Raw genomic sequence first — 19,943 nt, 5'->3', positions numbered from 1 at the left:
ACCCGCGCCTGGACGGTTGAGGATTCACCATGCCAAGAGATATCGAGGCGGACGCCGACGGCCTGCGGGAGGCATCGGAGCTGATCGCCGAGATCAAGGACAAGTTCTCCGATATATCCGCGACCGCGACCGGCATCCTGGGTGATATGACCCGGGCGTGCGGTGACGACCACTTCGGGCACAAGTTCACCGACGGAAAAGAAGGTTATCGCGCACGGTGCGACAACCTGGTCGCCCGCAACGACGACCTGGCCGGCGCCTTCGACGACTACGCGTCCAGCCTCGGCGACGCCGGCGCGGCGGGAGCCTGGGACGGGAGCGAGAGTCTCTCGGCCGCCGAACAGCGGCGAGCGGTCTGACGCCCGGTGACCGAGAATTATTCCGACGCGGCCGCGTCGGCGATGGAGAACCTCCGCAAGCAGATGAGCATGATCGCGCAGCTGCAGCAGCAGCGCGCAGAACTCACTGCCTCCGCGTCGGTGCGCGATAACCGAGTGACCGTCACGGTGAACGCCAACGGCGTGGTGATCGCGACCGAGTTCGCATCCGATATCGGCGACCTGAGCTTCGACGAGATCGCCGCGGCCGTCACCGAAGCCGTGCAGCAGGCGGCCGCCGACGTCGCGCGGCAGAGCGAGGAACTCGTGCGGCCGTTGCGCGCCGAGCGCGCGCGCCGGCCGAAATTGTCGGAGACCGTCGAGGGGATACCCGATCTCGAAAGTCTGATCCCGGCGGAGCCGCCGGTCCTGCTCTCCGCGCCCGGCTCCCGCGAGCGGGTGTCTGACGACGACGCAGACGCGGCAGATCCGGTCCTCGTCTTCGACGATGTGGTGGAGATCGATCTCCGTCGGGACGCGGCGGCACGCGACTCGAGCGTTTCCGATTCCAGCTGGTGACCCGTTGTGGAGTGCGGTGAGTGCTGATTCGATGCCGAGCGGAGATTCTTCGCCCGGCATCGGCGACCTCACGGCCGGGTGGTGGTGACCCGGGGTGGCGATCCCATTTCCTCCTCCCGAACTCGCCTGGTTGGGCTGGGTCGCGGGCTCGGAACTTCCGATCGGCAACGAGGATGTCGCGGAAGTCATGCGCGAGGGGTTCCAGGGACTGCGACAGCAGATCCTGAACGACGAACTGCCGCGCATCGACGAGGCGATCCGCAAAGTGGAAACGTCCTATCCCCAGGGTTACGCCACGGGCCCGATTCTCGAGGGCTTGGAAAACCTACGCGACCAGGCCAAAGGAATGGCGAAGGATTTCGGCGACCTCGGCGTCGGGATCCACGACTTCGGCGGGGAAATCGTCTCGGCGAAACTCAACGGCATCATCGGGTTGTCCTGGCTGGCAGGGGAATTGGCGTGGGCCGCGCTCATGGGACCCGCGGGGCCTTTTGCCGAACAAGCCGCGATCGCGGCGGCGCGGACCTTTTTCCAATTGATCGGGGAAAAGCTCACCTTTGCGATAGGCGCCATTCTGCGGAGGTTCATCACCAATGCCGGGGTCCGCACGGCAATCGCGCACGGGCTCTACGAAGCGCTTCAGGAAGGCGTCGTAGAGATCTTCCAGGGCACCACCCAGGAACTGGGTGTGCAGGCGTACTTGATCGAACAAGAATACAAGGACGGCTTCGACGGTGAGGCGCTCTTCCAGAACGCCTGGATCTCCGGTTTCGCGGGCGCTGCCGGCGGCGTGGCCGGCTTCGGACTGCACTCCGGGGCCCGGCGCCTGCCCTGGCGGCCGGACCGGTGGGGCGGCCTCGGACGCGGCGCCATCGTCGGTGCGGGTGCGGGCGCGTTCGGCGCCCTCGCGGCGTGGGTCGCTACCGGGTGGAGCACCGGGGACTGGACGCTGGACCCGCGGATGATCACCGGTGGCGTGCTGGGCGGTATCGGGCCCAGCATGCTCTACGGATGGCGCGGCGGGTCGGATTACTCCGGTGCGCCGATGACACCCGACGACTATCGGAGATTGGTTGTCGGTCGTCAGGACCCGGGCCCCGAAACGGGTCCCGACGAGGACGGCACCGCCCCGACCCCGGGCGCGACCCCCGGCAGTCCCCACACTCCCGCTCCCGATACGGCTGGATCGTCGAGTGCCGCGCCCGGGCCGGCGGGACCGGGACCGGACTCGGCGGCGGGTTCGGCCCGGGGGGCCGCCGCCGGGGGGCCGTCGCGCGGGTCTTCGAGCGACCCGGCCGGTCCCGATACCGATGCGCACCCCGATGATTCCGATGCCGGCGAGGGTGACGGCGACGGTGCGGTGGCGACGTCCGAGGACGCGGACGGTGAGGCCGGGGGCGCTCGACCACCGGATGAATCGTCGGCGATGTCGGAATCCGACGACCGAGGGTCGGTGTCGGACGCCGGTGCCCGGGGGACGCCGGCGGCGCCCGGCGCCGGTCCCGACGGTGAGAGTGCGGACGGTACTGCCGAAGGCGCGACCGGTGGCGCAGAGGGCGGGGCGGGCGCCGGGGAAGGCGGGGCCGGTACTGCCGAGGGCGGGGCGGGCCCCGCCGCGAGCATGGGGGATACGAATGCCGCGGACGGAGCTGGAGTTCCGGAGTCCGGTAGCGACGGGGACGCCGCCGCTCCCGACGAGACCGACGCGGGTGCCCCTCCCGGCGGTGCCCCGGCCGTCACCCCAGGCGTCGCGGCCCCGGCGGCCGGCAGGCCCGCTGGCCGCACCGGCAACCCGGCGGAATCGGATGCGGCGGGCAGTTCCGCCGCGCGCGGCTCGAATCCCGCGGGTGGGACCGCGGGACGGAGTTCGCCCGCACGATCCGCGGCAGCCGATGACACGGCGGGGGCAGCCGCTTCGGCGAACGATGGTTCGGGCGCCGGCCCGGGCCCGGTCGGTGCCGGCGCGGCGGATTCCACGGCAGGCACTGGTGTACGTGCAGGGTACGCGGATGCCGAGGGGGCTCGCGCCGATGGCGCCCCGCCGGACCCAGGGGGAGTTCCCGAGCCGGTCGGGTCGCCGGGTGAACCGTCCGCCTCGGATCCGGATCCGGCGGCGACCGGAGACCGCGACGCGGGCCGCGGCGACCGGGATGAGTCCGGTGGCAGCCGGACCGACGCCGACCGTCCGGGTAATCGGAGCGATACCGATGATCGCGAGGGTGATCCGGGCCCTGCCCCGGACCGTGGGACGACCGACGACGACACCGCACCCGATGACGGGGAACCTGATGGCGCTGACGATGATTCCCGGACCGATGACACCGCGGACGACACCGGCCCCGACGATGACGCCCCCCGGCGCACCGACGACCAACCGGACGGCGACAACTCGGACGTAGACGACCCGGACCGCGACAGCCCGGACCGCGACAGCCCGGACCGCGACAGCCCGGACCGCGACAGCCCGGACCGCGACAGCCCGGACCGCGACAGCCCGGACCGCGACAGCCCGGACCGCGACAGCCCGGACCGCGACAGCCCGGACCGCGACAGCCCGGACCGCGACAGCCCGGACCGCGACAGCCCGGACCGCGACAGCCCGGACCGCGACAGCCCGGACCGCGACAGCCCGGACCGCGACGACCCGGACCGCGACGACCCGGACCGCGACGACCCGGACCGCGACGACCCGGACCGCGACGACCCGGACACCGACGACCCGGACACCGACGACCCGGACCGTGCTCCCGACAACCGGAAGAATCAATGCGGGCCGGAGACGCTGGCGGCGGCCGCGAATCGCCATCCCGGCGCGGGTATCAATCCGGTGGGTCCGGTGGGTCTGGGTGGGATGCGCGCACAGGATCTGCAGAACGCGGCGGGCGGGCAGCTGGTCCGGTCGGGATCGGGCCGGGGGGCGACGCCCCGGCAGGCGTCCTGGCTGCTGCAACTGACCGCCCGCCGCGAGCAGCACCGCCTCGAGGGCATGGGCCACCAGCTGCAGAGCGGGACCGGGAAGCGAGCCAAGAAGCGCAACAGGCGGGTCGGCGCCGCGGAGCAGCGGTTGCGCCGTGCGCAGCGACTGCTGGAGGCGGGCCGCCCGATCGATCCGCTGCTCCAGCGTCAATTGACGCGGACCGCGGAGCAGCAGGGGCTGTCGCTGAGCGAACTGCTCGAGCAGCGTATCCGGAGTATGACCGGTACCACCGAAACGCGGCTCGGCAGCGAACGGGAGCGGGCCGACCGGCAGGCACGGCACCTGGAAGAACGCGGCGCCGCCGAACGGACCCGGTTGGAGGAGTTGGCGGCCCGGCGCCGCCGGGTGCCGAAGGCGCAGTGGCGGCAGGTCCCGACCCGGCAGCGGCTCCGGGAAGAACTGGAGGAGGTGGGTGAGGGCGGCACGCTGATCGTCGTCGACTCGCTCGGCACCGCCGACGAACACGGTGTGAACGGACATTCGTTTCTGCTGTACTCCGACGAGGGTGTCGCCATCGCGGACGATTCGGCGGTGGGTCTGCCGCAGCGGTTCGATTTCGCCGAACGCTCCGATGTCGACATCACGTGGGTCATCAAGCTCTGGCCGGACGGGGCCCCGGTGGATCCCCTGGTCGGGGGTGGCGGCGGAAACGATCCGCTGGGCGAGGACGAACTCGAGTATTTCCTGGACGAGCAGCGGCGCCGCACCCGAGCCCAGCTGGATGCCCTGCGGGATGAGTACACCCGGGCACGTGACGAACTGGCCGATATCGCGGGGCGGTCTCGAATCCGGCCGGCGGATCTGGACGCGTTACTCGATCCGGGCCGTTTCGGCTACACACTGGACCACCTGCAAGTCCCCGACGTCGACGATACGACACCCCCGGAGGAGATCCTCGCGATCCTCGACGGTCGTGCGGAACTGCGCGCCGCGGTCGACAGGTACCACGATCTCGGCCGGATGCTGGAGACGTTCGACGATCTGAACCAGATGACGGCGACGCCCGCCGATCCGCAATGGGGGCCCGGGACGGGGCAGCGACACCCGATGCTGGTGCGGGCGCACGCGGCGGCGGTGGCGGTATGGCTCTCCGCGCTCGGCGATCTGCGCGCGGTGGCCGGCGGGTTACCGGATGCGGACCTGGGCCGGCTGCTGTCCAGGGATACGTTCGAAGACGAACTGACACGGCTTCAGGGAAGCCCCGCGGATCTGGGCGACCTGGCCGCGGTAGTGCGCCGGTACCACGTTCTGGAGGCCCGGATGCGCGCCGCCCAGGAACAGATGGATGTGCGCGTCGTGTCGGATCCCGACGAGGGGACCATGCGGACGCGGTATGCCGCGGTGGCGACACAACTACTGGGCCGGGCGGTGCGGGATCTGACCGAGGAACGCGCCGCCGCCCGCACGGAGTTGACGGCCCTTGCCGACGACGTTGCCGGAGCCACGCCGGATGCCTTGCTGTCCACGCGGTTCGAGGAAGAACTGAACGCCGTGGACGACGGGTCCGACGCGGCCCGGACGCTCGCCGCCGCGGCGCACTACCACCACGAACTGGCCCAGATGGTCGCGCAGGTCACGGTGCTGCTGGACGAACTCCGGGAGCGGGCCCAGCATTCGCCGGGCTGGATCGCTGCGGCAGCCCAGTGCGCGACGGCGCTGCCGGAATGGTCGGCGGCGGTGCGCGCGGTCCGTGATGCCGTCGCCGGCCGGGCCGACCCGGTGCGACTGTCCGCGGTGATCCGGCGCGCGCATACCGCGATCGACCAGATCGCCACGGCTCGGCGGACACTCGGGCGCGACCATCTGGAACTCGACCAGTTGTACTCGAATCCTGTTGCCGGGGTGAGTGATCGAGGGCCGGACAACGTCGGCAATCAGGACGCCATGGCGGGCGGCGAGATCGTCGTCGACGGGGTGCCGTTGCGGTTCGCGATCGTCGCCAAGGGCGTGGCCGGCTCGGTAGACGGCCACCGGGCCGCGGCCGTCGCGACCGAGGCGGCCCGGAAGAGCCTGCGCGATGCTCTGATCGCGGCCGAGGAATCCGGTGCTCCGATCGATCGTGCTGCCCTGGTGCGCAACGCCATCGATGCGGCGCAGCGTGCCGTGATGGAGCTGATCCAGCGCGATTATGCCGATGTCCTCGCGCGGGCCGAGCAACGATCGGCGGGGGACCCGGATACGGCCGGGGCGCCGATGCCGCCGCAGACCACGATCGCGCTCGTCCTGGTGGAACCGGGTGCGGACGGTCGACCGGGACGTTTCACCACGGGCTGGGTCGGTGACAGCCAGGTGGACATCCTCGATCCCACCGAGCCGGACCGCTCGCGGACGGTGACCTTCGACCATTCGCCGGGTGGAATGATGCGGGCCGCCGCCGCGGCCGCCGCCGGTGTCGCCCACGTAGTCGATGACAGCGTGGAGGCGGAGGGCGGACCACAGAATGTGCTCGGCTTCCACCCAGCGGGCGGCGGGCCGCCGAAACCCGAGCAGACCCATCACCAGTACATCAACGAGGGTGAGCTGCAGGATACCGATATCCTCCTCGTCCGCACCGGCGGTCTGGGGGTTCGATCCCGGCGGCCTGCGCAGTTCGCCCGCGTCTTCGGCGCGGATCCCGGCGATGTGGAGGGCGCGCTGGGCGAACTCGTCGATCAGGCGCGGGCGGCGGGGGAGACCGACGACATCACCGGTGTCGCGGTGGTGTGCACCCCGGTGCTCGCGCCCGCCACCCCGGAGCCGAACGGGCAACCGAACCAGGCAACTCCGGCCGACGAGGCCCGGATCCGGGCGGGGCTGCGGGACCTGGTGGACCGGGCCACCGCTCGGGCCGAGCTGGAGGCGGCAGCGGCCCGGGTGCACGAGGCGCGGGAACTGGACCGTGCAGACCCGCGGGAACGCGCGCTGGCGGAGTACCTGCGCGCCGAGTCGGCCTACCGGCGTGTGCAGATGGACGGAAACGTCGAGGAAATCGCGGCGGCCGAGCGCGAATTCGATAGGGCCGCGGACGAATACGAGGCCACGATGGCCGAAGACGTCCCGCCGTCCGACGACGCACCGGGACCGGCCGAACAGGCCGCGCGAGAACAGGCGCGGGCGGCCGTCGCCCGCTGGCGGACACTGGATCGCAAGGCCGGCGAGTTCGCGGAGTTCCTGGGCTATCGGGCACGAGCGGAACTTTCGGCGGGCCGGCTGCAACAGCTGGCCGATTTCGCCGCGGCCCTAGCGGAACTGAACGCCGCTCAGGAGGCGGCCGAGAACGGAGTGCCGCCGGAGGAGGCGGATCCACGTGTGCGTGAGGCAACCCGGCGCGTGCAGGGCGTGGCGCGAGTGTTCGCCGCTGATCCCGCCACTCGCCCGGTGGCCGAAATAGCCGGGCCGGTACCGGATCCCGCCGCCCCGGGCGACGCCGATTTCGCGGAGCCGGGCAACCGGCCGGCCGATCGTGTCGACGAGGATCTCGGATCGATCGTCGGTATCAGCGATAAGGGCGCGTACAAGGACCGCAACGAAGATGCGATGGCCGCCGCCGTCGTCGCCACCGACGACGGTCCGATCCGGATCGCGGTGGTCGCCGACGGGCATCCGGCCGGGCAGGTCGCCTCGCGGGTCGCCCGCGACCATCTCGCCCACCGTGCGGGTACCGGTGAAATCCGTACCGATTCGGCGGCCGCCGACGCGGTACGGGAAGCGATCGCCGCCGCGCAGGCCGCGGTCGTCGCGCTGACCGAGCAGACCGAACGGGAGATGCGGCAGCGGATCGATGCCGCGCGGGCGGTGGTCGTCGCGCTGACCGAGCAGGGCGAGCAGGTGGCCACGGCAGAGCTGGCCGCCGCCCGGGCGCGGGTCGACGAACTGGTCGCGGAAGCCGACGCCTACACCCGCACACCACCGATGTGCACCCTCGCGGCGGTTGTGGTGCGTCCCGGGCGCAACGGCGGCGAGGGCCGGTACACCGCCGGTTCGGTGGGCAACAGCCGAGTACAGGTGCTCAGACCCGGCGGCGTGTCGGAGACGGTGACCGACGACCACACCGCTCTGCGGACGCTCATGGACGCCGAAGGGTGGACTCAGCGCCGGGCGATGCGGGCCCCGGAAGCGCACCGCGTACTGCACCTGCTCGGCCGGGACTCCGGCCCGCCGGCCGCGGACGGCGAATCCGGTGACTACATTCACTCCGGTGCGGTGTCGGCCACCGATATCGTCCTGGTGGACAGCGACGGACTCTGGGGCGCCAACCCGGAGCCGGCCGAGTTGGCGGCGGCGCTGGACGGTGGGAAGGTCACGGACCTGCGCACGATCACCACCGGTCTGGTGAACGACGCGCTCGTCGCCGGCGGCCGCGGCAATATCGCCGTGCTCGCCGTGTCGTGCGCGTCGGTCGAGCCGCCGCCGCGCCGGCTGCCGGTGCCGCCGCCGGTGCTCCCTCCGGAAGCGGTGGCGCGATACCGCGTGCTGGCCGGACAGTACGAGAGCGCCTTGACCGAGCTGCGGGAGCTGGCCGGGCAGGAGCCGTTCGCGAACCCGGACGAATTGACCGATCCGGACGGATTCCTCGACCATCTGCGCGCGCTCTCGCGCGCCGGGGTGCCCGCCGAAACGGTGGCAGCGCTCGAGGCCGGGTCCCGCGTCTTCCACCAGTTCCGGGCCGCGGCCGAGGAACTGCGCGATCACCTGGACACGCTGACGGCCGCGCGGCCCGCGGTGTGGTCCGATGACGATACCGATTACCTTGCCGTGCTGTCGGATTGGTCGCAGACGCTGGGGCGGCTGCGGGACGCCGAGCTGGGCGAGCCGACCGGCCCCGGCATACAACCGGAAACACCGAGCCCGGCTCTGCTCGCCGCACTGGCCGATCACGAAGCCGCCGCACAGGATCTGCGGACAGTGCGACAGTGGCTGACCGACACCCACACCGCCGACGGAAGCACCGAGGTCCCGCCCGGCCTGCGTCCGGCCTACCGCATGTTGCGGGCCGAACTGCGCAGCAGCGAGCGGATCCTGCGTGAGCTGGCCGAGTCGCTGTCCCTCGATATCGCCACCTTGACCGGGGATGAGCACCGAGCGGCGCTGGCCGCCGCGGCGACGCAGGCCCGCGCAGGGGAGCACGCCGACGATGCGCGCACCGCGCTGCTCGAACATCTGCGTTACGTCACCGCTCGATACCACCGCGCGAAGGCGAGTATCTCCGCGCTCGAGGAACGAATAGCCGCCCACGGCGGCGGCCTGGACGGGGTGGTCGCGCAACCCAGACCGGCCTTGCCGGCCACGGACCCGGGGTACTCGACCCAGCAGTACCACCGCGCCCAGCGGCGGTGGCGGACCATCCGGGCGTCGGCGCGGACAGCCGAGGAGATCCGCACGGCGTGGGAATGGACCGACTCCCGGACTCGGCAGGCGCTGCGGGTGGCCCTCCCCGAAGTGCTCGCCGAGACAGCCGGTATCCCTCGCGAAGTCCGTGACGAGGCGATGCGCCTGCTGCTGCGCCGCCACCGCGACCGAACCGCTGCCGACCCGGACCAGGACCCGGCGCAGGCCGGCCAGCAGAATTTCTGGGCGGATCTGGCGATCGCCGCGGAGCGCTGGTCGGCACAGGTTCCGGGACATCCGCCCGTGCAGTTGCTGGGCACCGACGGCACGCTGATGGTGATCGGCGACCTCGACAGCGCGCACGAGGTGCGTTTCCACGCGGTGCACCGCGAATCCGACGACGCCGCCGCGGCTGTGCAGCAGGCGGTGGCCGCCGCGGTGCACGACGCGGGCGCGGCGGAGCGCCCGACCGCGGCGGTGGTGTGGCTCGGGACCGACGGTCACGCGCTGGCCCGGGACGCGGCGGCGCTGCTGGCGCGGGAGCCCGGGGGTACCCCTGTCGACACCGTGCTGATGCGGCACGACTCCGGGGTCGCGACCCGACCGGATTCGGATTCCGACGGACAGGCGGTCCCGGAAAACCTTGCGGACCTGATCCGCGACGCGCGCGACGATGCGGCGCTGGCCACGCGGGACGGCCGTCTCACGGTGCTGGAACCGGGCGAGGGCGTTGCGACGTGGCTGCCTTCGTACCGGGTGGACGACCTGGTCGCGAACTGTTTCCCGGAGGCGGCCCGGGTCGCGCTCGAGCGGGCGATCAGGGCCCGCGCACAGCGAACCGATATCGATCCGGCCACCGATCCCGTGCTGGCGGACCTGCGGCAGCGGCTGGCGCTGGTCGAGCTGGTCGGCGTTCCACCCCATGGGATGGCCGGTGCGCTGGGGGCGCAATTGGTGGGGGCGGACTGGGATCCGGAGGGTTTCGCCGATTTCGACGCGATGCTCGCCGCCGTACCGGCCGAGGGCGGCACCATGATCGCCACGGTCGCCTTCGACGGATTCGCGCAGCGGGGCGTGGTCGGCGCACACGCGGTCGCGATCTATCGCGAGAACGGCCGGATCATGGTGCGCGAAACCGGCCGGATGCCCGTGGAGTTCGCGCAGTGGCGGCAGGGGTTGTCCGGGGTCGTCGGCTGGCACGGGATCGTTATCGAAGCGGACGGGACGGCCGCGGTCGCGCTCGAGGACGGGCTGTCGCGGGGGCAGGAGGGCAAGGCGTTCCCGAAAGCGGCGATAGGCGCGCGGCGCGATCGCGCCGGACCGGATACCGCCGATATCGGCCGCGTCTTGACCGGAATGGTGGCCGAGGCGCAGCGCGCGGCGCCGATACTGCGGGAATCCGTGCACAGGCAATTAACTGTGCGTGGCCTGGCCGTCCCGGACGACCTGTGGTCGCCGCGTTCGGCGGCCCGTGCGCAGTGGAACACCGAGTTCGCCGCGGCGCGCCGGCGACTGGCCGAGGCGGCGGGTGTGCCGCCCGCGGCGCTGGCCGACGTGTTGCTGGTCGGCCAGGAACTGTCGGATCTGCGGGAGCGGCTCGGCAAGCCCGCGGAATTCGACGCCGCGGAGCGGGAATTCCGCTGGCGGCACGAGGTGACGCGGTGGCTGCACCTGCACGATCGCGGGGTGCGGCGGGTGGACGGGCTCACCGAGCTGTCCCAGCGATTGCGCGATGCCGGTCGCCGCGTGCGCGCCGGTGCGCCCGCGGCCGAGTTCAGCCGATTGGCCACACAGACCTACCAGTTGGAAGAGCTGGCCGAGGCGCTGGCGCGGACGCGGGCGCAGATACCGGCCGGTGTCGAGCGCCCGAGTCGCGCGGCGTTCGACCGATTGTCCCTGGACTACCGGATCGTCCGGGTCCGACTCGCCACCAGACTGGCAGGCGTCGATCCGGCCGACCTGTCCCCAGCCGACCTTGACGCCCGGCTCGCGCAGGTCCCTGCCGGGCGTGATGCGGAGTTCGTCCGGGAGCGGGCGGAGCTGGCGGCGAAATTCCGTGAGCTGAGCGAACTCCGCGAACGATTCCGGCGACTCGACGAGACCGCGCAGACGACCCGCATGCTGGACGATCTGCTCGACGCCCATCTGCGCGACGCACTGGGCGACCCCGACCGGCGTCCGCCGCGGCGCCGCCACACGCTGGGGCCGGAACTGGTGCGGGCACACCGCGCCGCGGTCGCCGCTCGCCTGCGCAATTCCGAGATCCCGCTGCCCGATACCGCGCTGCCCGAAGCCGCCGACCCGACCACCGGCGTCAACTCAGTGGATTCCGCCGACCTCGCGATATGGCGCAAGGAGCGGGGACGAATCGCCGCCGAAGTAGCGGCGGCGCTGCGGCTGCTGGGACTGGATATGCCCGACCGGCTGGAGTTGCGTGACAAGTTCCCCGAGCTGTTGGCGCGGGTTCGTGCCGCGGGCGGGGAACAGATTCTGAGCGATCAGCTGTGGGCGCTGCGCCGATTCGACGGGGCCATCGCCCAGCTGGAACAGTTCCTCGCCGCGGCCCGCCGTGTCGACCTGTTGGACAGACTGTCGACCGCGGTCGGCTCTGTCCGCACGGAGGGGGCGCGGGCGCAGACCCGGTTCGCTGATCTGCTGCGCGACCTGCGCAACGGCATGCCCCCGGAGGTCGCGCGCCGGCTAGGGCCCGGTCCCGGAGGGGTCGACGAGGACTGGTTCGCCGAGGTGTCGGTCCTGCGGGCGACCGCGCGCGACTCCGATCCGACCGGCTCCGGGGGAACCGTCGCCGCGCTGGACCAGCTCGTCGACGCGGCCCGCGCTCATCGCGACTCGAAAACCGCTCTCCGATACCTCGAATCGGCTCTCCAGCGCCTGGACGATGCCGCGGCGGCGCTCCGCCGGGCTTCGGAGCAGCCGGATCCCGCACAGCAGGCAGCGCCCGCGGAACTGAGCCGAACCCTGGACGAACAGCTGTCCCGTGAGGTGGCCGAGGCCGAGCGGACGGCAGCCGAGACCGCGGCCGGCACGCTCGGCCGAACCGCACCCGATATGCCCGGTGCCGATCGGTCCGGCAGGGCACGGCACCGGGCCCCGGCGTCCCTGCCGGCCACCGAACCGCCCGCCGTCGGAGACGGCAGCGTGGTGGCCCGGCCTCCCCGCGCCGCCGCGAAATCGGTAGTGGACGAGATGGCGCCGCTGTGCGCCGCCGAAGTGCAGTGGTTCGCCGCGAAGGTACTCGGCCTGCCCATAGATCCGCCCTCGCTCTACCTCGCCGCCGAGCGGCTACGACACCTCGACCCCGTCGAGCTCTCCCGGGACGCCCGTGCGAAATGGCAAACACGCTGGTTGGGGTCCTACGACGAGATGTACGCGCTCGCCGACGCGGGCGGATACGTGCTCGGGGCCGTCGACGGAGAATTCAGCGCCCACCTCTTCGTGCTGTACAAGGCCGCGGACGGTGACGTGTGGGTGCACGAGCGGGGCCGCGGACCGGACAACGATGTGCGGTTCGACCGATGGGCCCGGCCGCGCGGGAAGCTGTACGGAATCGTCTTCGACGCCGATAAGCGGCCGGTATCGCCGTTGGGGCCGGATGATCCCCCGCAGGTGCGCGGGGAAGACTACCCCGAACATCCGCTGGGAGAGAGATATCCCGGAGACGACGACGAGGGAGACGATTCTCCGAGGGACCCGTCGGCGAACTCCGTCGATCCCGCCGCGGTGGGTATCGGCGCCGAGCTGGCGCCCACCTTGGCGCGCATGCGCCGGGAGCTGGGCGCTCGTCGACGGTTGAGCCTGGAACACCTCGAGCGGATGCTCGATCGCGCCCGCGAACCGGATACCGAGACCGGCACGACCGCGGTGGCCGGCCCGCCCACCAGCGCGGGACTGCTGGACCCCGATTCCCGGATGAGGGCAGAGGCGACCGGGGCGCGCGCTCGCGCCCGGGACACGCTGAACGAGTTGCTCGAACTGGCGTTCGCGGCAGGTGCGCGAGCGACTGTCGCGCCCTTGCCGCAGGACCTTTCCGACCGGGTGGCGGTGCTGCAGGTGCTCGGTGATCTGCGGCAGTGGACCGACGCGCCCGAGGCCGTGACCGAGGCGCTGCAGCGCTTCGCGGCATGGGACCGGACGATAGCGCTCGTCGAGGAGATCGAACAGGTCGGAAACTGGGTCCGGGCGATCGACTCGATCGACGCGGCGTTGCACCGGGCCTACGCCGCGGCGGCGCAGGGCGCGCCGTACGCCCATGTGTACGACTCGCTGGTTCGGCAGGCGGTGGAGCTCGACGAGCTGGCTCGCGGGTTCGACGAGGCCCAGCAGTCGCTGGGGGATCTCGATTCGGTGGCCGGGCAGCGGATCGACCCGGAGATCTACGGTCTCGCACCCGAGGATGTCGGGCAGCTCCCCGGCCGGGCGGCCCTGGTGCGGTTGGCGAGCGAGCTCATCGACGCCCAGAACGAGCTGGCGGCACGGATCGAGAGCGATCCCGCCACCCTGAGCGTCGCCGACCTCGAACAGATCGTGGTGGAAGCCGGAGATCGGCCCACCGAAGCCGCCGGGTACGCGCGGCGCTGTGCGGAACTGATGGTGCTGATCCGGTATTTCGAAGCGGCCACGGAGCGGGCCTTCCGGGTGCGGGCCGCGGCCGCGGCGTTCGACTTCGGATCTACGTTTGCGCCGGGTCCCGGGCAGGTCGTCATCGAGAACGACGGGGGCGAGCGAGAAGTCCGGACGGCCGCACCGGCGTTGGGTCCGGAACTGACCATGTTCGGGGAGGACTTCCGCGCCGAACAGATCGGTCTCCTGAAATCGGCCACGTCCATCGCGGCGAATCTCGCGGCGGTGAGCGACGGCGCGTACACGATCGACCCGGCCGCGACGAGCCGGGCGACGCAGGACCGGTTACGACAGTGGCGAACCCAGGTGCGTCACGCGCTCGCCGAGTTGCTGGGTATCCCCGTGGAGCACGCGAGGTCCGTGTCGATCGCGACAGTGGCGGCGAACGCGGGCCCGGCGCTGCCACTGGCCACGATGCACCAGCTGCTCGACCGGTTGATCGCTACCTCGGAGACAGCGATCCGGTGCCGGAATCGGGCCGACGGAGTCGACGCGCTGGCCCAGGCGACGCGGTTTGCGACCGCCCAGCGCACGGCTGCCGAGGACCGGTATTCGGCGGCCCGGGTCCGGTATCTGCGGCTGCTCGGGACACCGGCGGAGGCCGATCTGCCGCCCGCGCACATCAGAAATGCGGGGGACCTGGATCGGTTGCGGGCCGTGCTGCAAAGCGGCGAGCCGAGCCCGGCCGCCGGACCCGTGAGCCCCGACGACGAATCCGCCCGGACTCGGCGGGCGGCGGCGGAGTTGCTGGCGGCGGGTGCCGGGCTCCGGCACTGGTCGCAGGTGGCCGCGCGGCCCGAGGCGCGGGTGCGGCGGCTCGAAGATATGACGGGTCGCCGCCGCTGGATCCGCGGTCGGTTCGCTCAGCTCGAACGCGAGATGGCACACGCGATCGGCGATCAGCGCGCGGAATTCGATGCCGCGCTGACACATTCGACCGGGGTGCCTCGGTCCGGCAGCCGGGAAGGCGTCGAACCGGGCCCCGGTCCCAGTGCAGCGGGCGAGCCGGCCGGAACGCAGGGCCCGTCGGCGGCCCGGCGGCTGTTGCGCGCCGATGCGCGGAACCTGTCGGCTCAGCTGCTGCGGATGCGCGACGCGGCGATTTCCGCGTGGTCCGAGCAGGTCGCCGACGGAGCGGTCACCGGCCGGGACAACGCCGGCGAGTCGCTCAGCGCACGAGTCGCCCGACTGACCACGATGGTCGAGATCGCCGACGAGTTCGCCGTCCTCGACGCGGAACTCGCGCGGCTCGACGACCGGTTGGGCACGCTGCTCGCCCCCGCCGACCCGCGCGCGGTGTTCCGTGACCTCGCCGCCGGAGCCGGCCCCGGCGTGGCGCCCTATGCGCACCCCGCCACCGGCGAAACGACGACCCCACCCGGCTCGGTCTCACCGCACGAGCTGAACCAGTGCGCCGCCACCCTGCTGGCGGATATCGCACGGTTCTTCGGGCGCCATGTCCGGGTCCCGGACGAGGCCGGTGACCTCAACGGCGTACGGGTCAGTCGAGTGGAGAAGGCGCTGGGCGAACTCAGGTCGCTGGAGTTGCGCGATGTCGAGGAAGCGACGCAACTGCTGCGTATCTGGGGTCGCAAACTCCGGGCGTCCGGGATGAGCGACCGCGTCGGAGTGGTGATCTTCGACCCGACGGTCACCGCGACCACCGGTGCGGGCGGGATGGGGCACACCTACTGGCTCGAGCTGCGCGTCGACGAGACCGGAGAGCATATCGATCGCCATGATCTCGGGGTGGTCCACCGCGACTACGAGGCGTCGCCGGACAGCGCCGACAACTCGGTATTCGCGCTCTTCCTGGACCGCAAGGGCAAAGTGACGCCGCCACCGTCGGGGCATTATCGAGGGCGGCTGCGGCACGACGATCAGGACTTCCCGGTCGGTGCGAGCGGGGGCGATCAGCCGCAAGGGATCGGGGCGGGGTCGCCGGAACTGGTGACGCTGCTGCGAGACGCGGTAGGACGCACGGGAGCGGCGACCCTGCAGGCGGCCTTGAATCCCGGCGAGCCGGCGGGCGACGTCGAAGCCGGGCGGGCCCGTGGACGTCTGCTCGCCGAGATCTGGGACAACGCCACGCGGCTCGGGGTGCGGCAGGAATTGCTGGACAACTACCCCCTCATCCGTTCCTGGCTCGATGTTCTCGGCGCTGATCTGCCGCCCGCCGTAACCAGGGAAGTGTTCCGGAACAAGGTCGAGGCAGCGCGCGCGCCGGACCCCGCTGTCGATCCGGAGTCGACGCGCGGGGAGCTGGACGGTCTGCGGTTCGCGGATGAGTTCCTCATCGATCAGGTGACGGATCTGCTGGAAGAGCACGGCCACCGCCACGATCAGCCGGTGCGGTTCCTCTCGGCCGAGTACCGCCGGGACGATCCGGCGACCGAGGGCAGTGCCGCGCGGGGCTTGCTGCGGATGCGGTACGTGATCGGTGACCCGGATTCCGCGGACACGGTGATCTGGTATCAGTCGAGCACCGTCGCCGGGGAGGCGGAGCTGTCGGCGGCCGTCGCGGACGCGAGTGACGTGCTGCGCGCGGAGCAATCGGCGTCACAGGGCCGGGTGGCGATGATCGCGCTGATGGATTACGACGCCGGCGACGCGGACCGGCCGGCGCACACCCCGGGCGATGTCGCCGCGGATCGGGAGCGCAGCGGCGCCTCGGACCTGGCAGGCAGGGTCGCCGCACTGAACGGGGCGCGCGAAAGCCGGGCCGGCGGCCACCGGCCGCGCATCCGTTTGGTCGGCCGGGGCGAAGGCGCCGATATCGTCGAAGCCGCGAGCCTGATCCCGGGCATGCGCACCGAATTCGACGGTGAACCGGATATCGATCGGGCCCGGGAGCCCTTCGCCGGGCGGTCTCGGCTCACGCTGAACGACGCAGAACAACAGCGGGCCGTTGCCGCGATCCGCGCCCTGGACGAACTCGGTCCGAACCCTTCGGTGCGGCAGGTACTGCGGCTGCTGACCGAACAGGCCGAACTGTTCGCCGCGCTTCCCGATGCCGCGCCCGAGCGGATCGGCAATCTCGCGGGAGCTCCGCTGCTGGCCCGCCATCTGGCCAATACTGTGCTGCACCACGACGAATTGCGGCCGGGTGACGGCGGCGTACCCGCTGCCGCGGCCGAAAGGGCCGGCGCCCTGCGGCGCCTGGCGCGGGCCGCGCAGCTGTTGCCCGGATCGCCGGAGATGGCAGTGCTGTCGCTGGATTCGGCCGTCTACGGGACTGCGGGCGCGGATTTCGTCGCGATCGGCAACCCCGAAACCGCCCAGCGCATCGCGGTGCATTTCGCGGTGGGCCGCGACAATGGGAAATCGTTCGATTCGATCGCCCGTTCCGCTGTCGAGCAGCATCGGAACGGACTCCTCGCGGAGGAGGGGGCGGCAGCGGAATCGACGGCGACGCTGATCTGGCGGGGACAGGACATCCAAGCGCTGGTCGGACATCTCGCGGGGGTCCTGGAGAAACGCGCGCTCGTCGCCGCCGAGAGCGGAATCCGGATGCCCACGGTGTCGTCCCGGGCTTATGACAGCAAGCTGCGGCCGGCGGACCCGGACCTCGGTACCGCGCTGGCGGCGACCGCCGCCTCGGCCGCGATCATGCGCGCGGATCTGATCGCGGCGCTGCTTCCGCACGTCGGATCGAGTTCGGTGGTGGAGGTACTCGATCCGCGGTCTCCGCTGCGTGTGGGATGGCAGCAGCGTTATGACGCGGCACGGGAAGCTGTCGCCGCGCACCTGAAGGTGCCGGTGGCGGCATTGGCCGATGAAGTGCTGGTCGAGCAGGCATTGTCCGATCTCGCTGCCGAGGCCGATCTCGGCCGAGCCGAACAAGATTTCCTCCGTCTGCATCGAGTCCTGCAGGAGGCCGCCGACCTCGACCGCTGCGAAACCTGGATCGCGCGGCTGATCATGGTGGAGAACACGCTGCGCGATAGTTGGGGACGGGCGGACAGCAAGCTGGACACCGGCGACGATTTCGAGCGTTTCGCCGTGATCGCCCAGCAATTGAACACAGTGGCACAGCAGCGGTTCGTCCAGCGCAACGAGTTCTCGCCCGTGCTGCGGCCCGCCCGCGTCCGCGGTCGCGATCTCGATGTGGGCGCCTATGGCCTGGACCCGTCGGAGCGCCGGCAGAGCAGTGCGGCGCTGAAGCGACTCTCCGCACGATTCGAGTCGAGCAGGCTTTTGCTGAGTCTGCACACCGAAACTGATCCGGCGACGCTGAGCGCGGCGGAGCTGGCCGCGCTGGAAGTACCGCCCACGATCGACGCTGTTCCCGATCCAGGGCAGGATCGGGGCGGACTGGTCCGGGAATTCGAGGAGCTGCGCGGGCTGGTCGACGCGGCGCGCGCGGTCGACGCCCACGACATCAGGGTGCATCTGCTGACCAGTTTGCTGGATGCGGGCCTCGCGGATTTCGCCGATGAGGTGCGGGACCGTCCGGCGGCGCGAGGACCCGGCCTGGGCGCGGATCTCGCGCTGTTGCGCGGGTACCGGGCGGAGGCGCTGGAGCGTGTCGCCCGCATCGCCGAACGGGATACCGGTGCCGCCGACCAGCTCCGGCGGATCGACGCCGCGGCCGCGGCGCTACGCGAAATCCACCGGCAGCGGCTCGCCGCGAAACGGCAGACTTTCGAGCGTCGTCGGCAGCTGGCCCGATTGTTTCCCGCCGACGCCGCCCGGGTCGGCTGGGGACCGGATATCCGGGCGCGACTGCGCGCCCAGCTCGCCGAGCCGGCGCCCGACGGCCCGAAACGTCCGGCCCGTGTCCTCTTGCTGAGGCGGCTGCTCGCGGCTGTCGAGAGCCAGCTGCGGGGACAGGACCTTCTCGGACTGTTGGGCGTCCGCGCGCAGGAGCTGAACGATATTGCGGCACAACGTAATGCGGCCGCCGGCGTGCTGTTCGACCGCGTTCTGCGCAGCCGGGAACTGGTCGCGGACGCTCGGGTCACCGGGAACGATTCCGAAGGCGCCGTCGGACAGACCGAGCACGCCCGCCGGTTGCGCACCGAACAAGCTGCCCGGCTCCTCGAATTGTTACCTCCCGAGCAGCGGGTGGCGGTGCCGTCCGCGCTGACCGCCGAACAGGTCTGGTTGCTGCCGATGGGGCCCGAGCAGACCGATGCTCGGGTCGCCGCACAACGGTTCCTGCTGCTGGACGAGCTGGTGGAGGTATCGGCGTCGATCGAAGACCAGCACCGGATCATCGCCGACCTGGACCGGCGATTGAACGAGGGCCTGGACGAGATCGTCGCCGCGGCCGCGGTGGAGGAGACCCGGAACCCGGCCGGGCCACCGGCGGACGCACCGACCGGCGGTCTCGGACCCGTTTCCCAGCAGCGCCCGGATGCCCGAACGCCACTTCCCGACGTCGGTGACGGAATCGCGCCACCACACGCGCCACTCGCCGCCACCCCGGTGGACCCGCTTCCCGGTATTCCGAAGATATGCGCCGCGGACGCCTTGTGGTTTCTGCGGCTGCTCGGCGTCGAGGTGGACGCGCCGTCGCTGTTCGACAGCGGGATCCAGCTGAACGGCATGATGCCGACGGCGGTCGCGAAGGCGGCGCACGCCAATTGGCATCCGGGTGGTTTCGACGGGATCGACGCGATGGTGCGACGGGCCGCGGCGGGGGAGATCGTGCTGGGCGCGGTGAGCCACGGTGACGCCGGCGCGCACGCGTTCGTCCTGTACCGGGGACCCGATGGCCAGGTGTGGGTGCACGAGCGTAAAGGCAATGAGGTGGTCGACCGGCCGTTCGCGCGGTGGCGGCCCCCGGCGGGGAAGTTGTACGGCATCGTGTTCGACGCGGACGGCACGCCGCAGCGCCCACTGGAACCCGGTGCCGAGCCGGAGGGTGAGCCGGGCCGCGACTACCCGGCGCACGCTCTTTCGGGCGATCCGGACCCGCCCGACCCGTCCGGCGCCCGCCGGGAAACACTGCAGGTCGCCCTGGCGCGGGCCGGCCTGCTCGACGTCGGGGAACTGTTCCATCCGACCGGGGCCCGAGCCGATACGCCCGCGCTCCGGGTACACCTGCGCCGCGCCGCCGCGTTCTGGGACCGGACCGGACACGATGTGGCCGGCGCCGCGGAGCGCAACGCACTGCG

The 19,943-nt window shown here is 71.6% G+C and carries 3 protein-coding genes (1 of these 3 only partly in view); all 3 read left to right on the top strand.

The genetic code is table 11. The features are described from left to right. Positions 1–29: 29 nt before the first annotated feature. Positions 30–359 (top strand): hypothetical protein, encoded by a 330-nt coding sequence (locus OG804_RS08270; protein WP_328395548.1) that lies wholly within the window; start codon positions 30–32, stop codon positions 357–359. Positions 360–365: 6 nt separating this feature from the next. Beyond that, the gene (locus OG804_RS08265; RefSeq protein WP_328395546.1) at positions 366–896 is read left to right on the top strand and encodes a YbaB/EbfC family nucleoid-associated protein; all 531 of its coding nucleotides are present in this window, start codon (positions 366–368) and stop codon (positions 894–896) included. Positions 897–990: 94 nt separating this feature from the next. Beyond that, a protein-coding gene (locus OG804_RS08260; RefSeq protein ID WP_328395544.1) for an MFS transporter crosses the window boundary here: on the top strand, positions 991–19,943 show its 5' portion. The gene runs 28,870 nt beyond the window's last position; the window shows 18,953 of its 47,823 coding nt (coding positions 1–18,953); it begins with the start codon at positions 991–993; its stop codon lies off the right edge, out of view.

It is taken from the genome of Nocardia sp. NBC_00416, from assembly GCF_036032445.1.
Classification (GTDB): Bacteria; Actinomycetota; Actinomycetes; order Mycobacteriales; family Mycobacteriaceae; genus Nocardia.
This window is presented reverse-complemented; position numbering and strand designations above follow the sequence as displayed.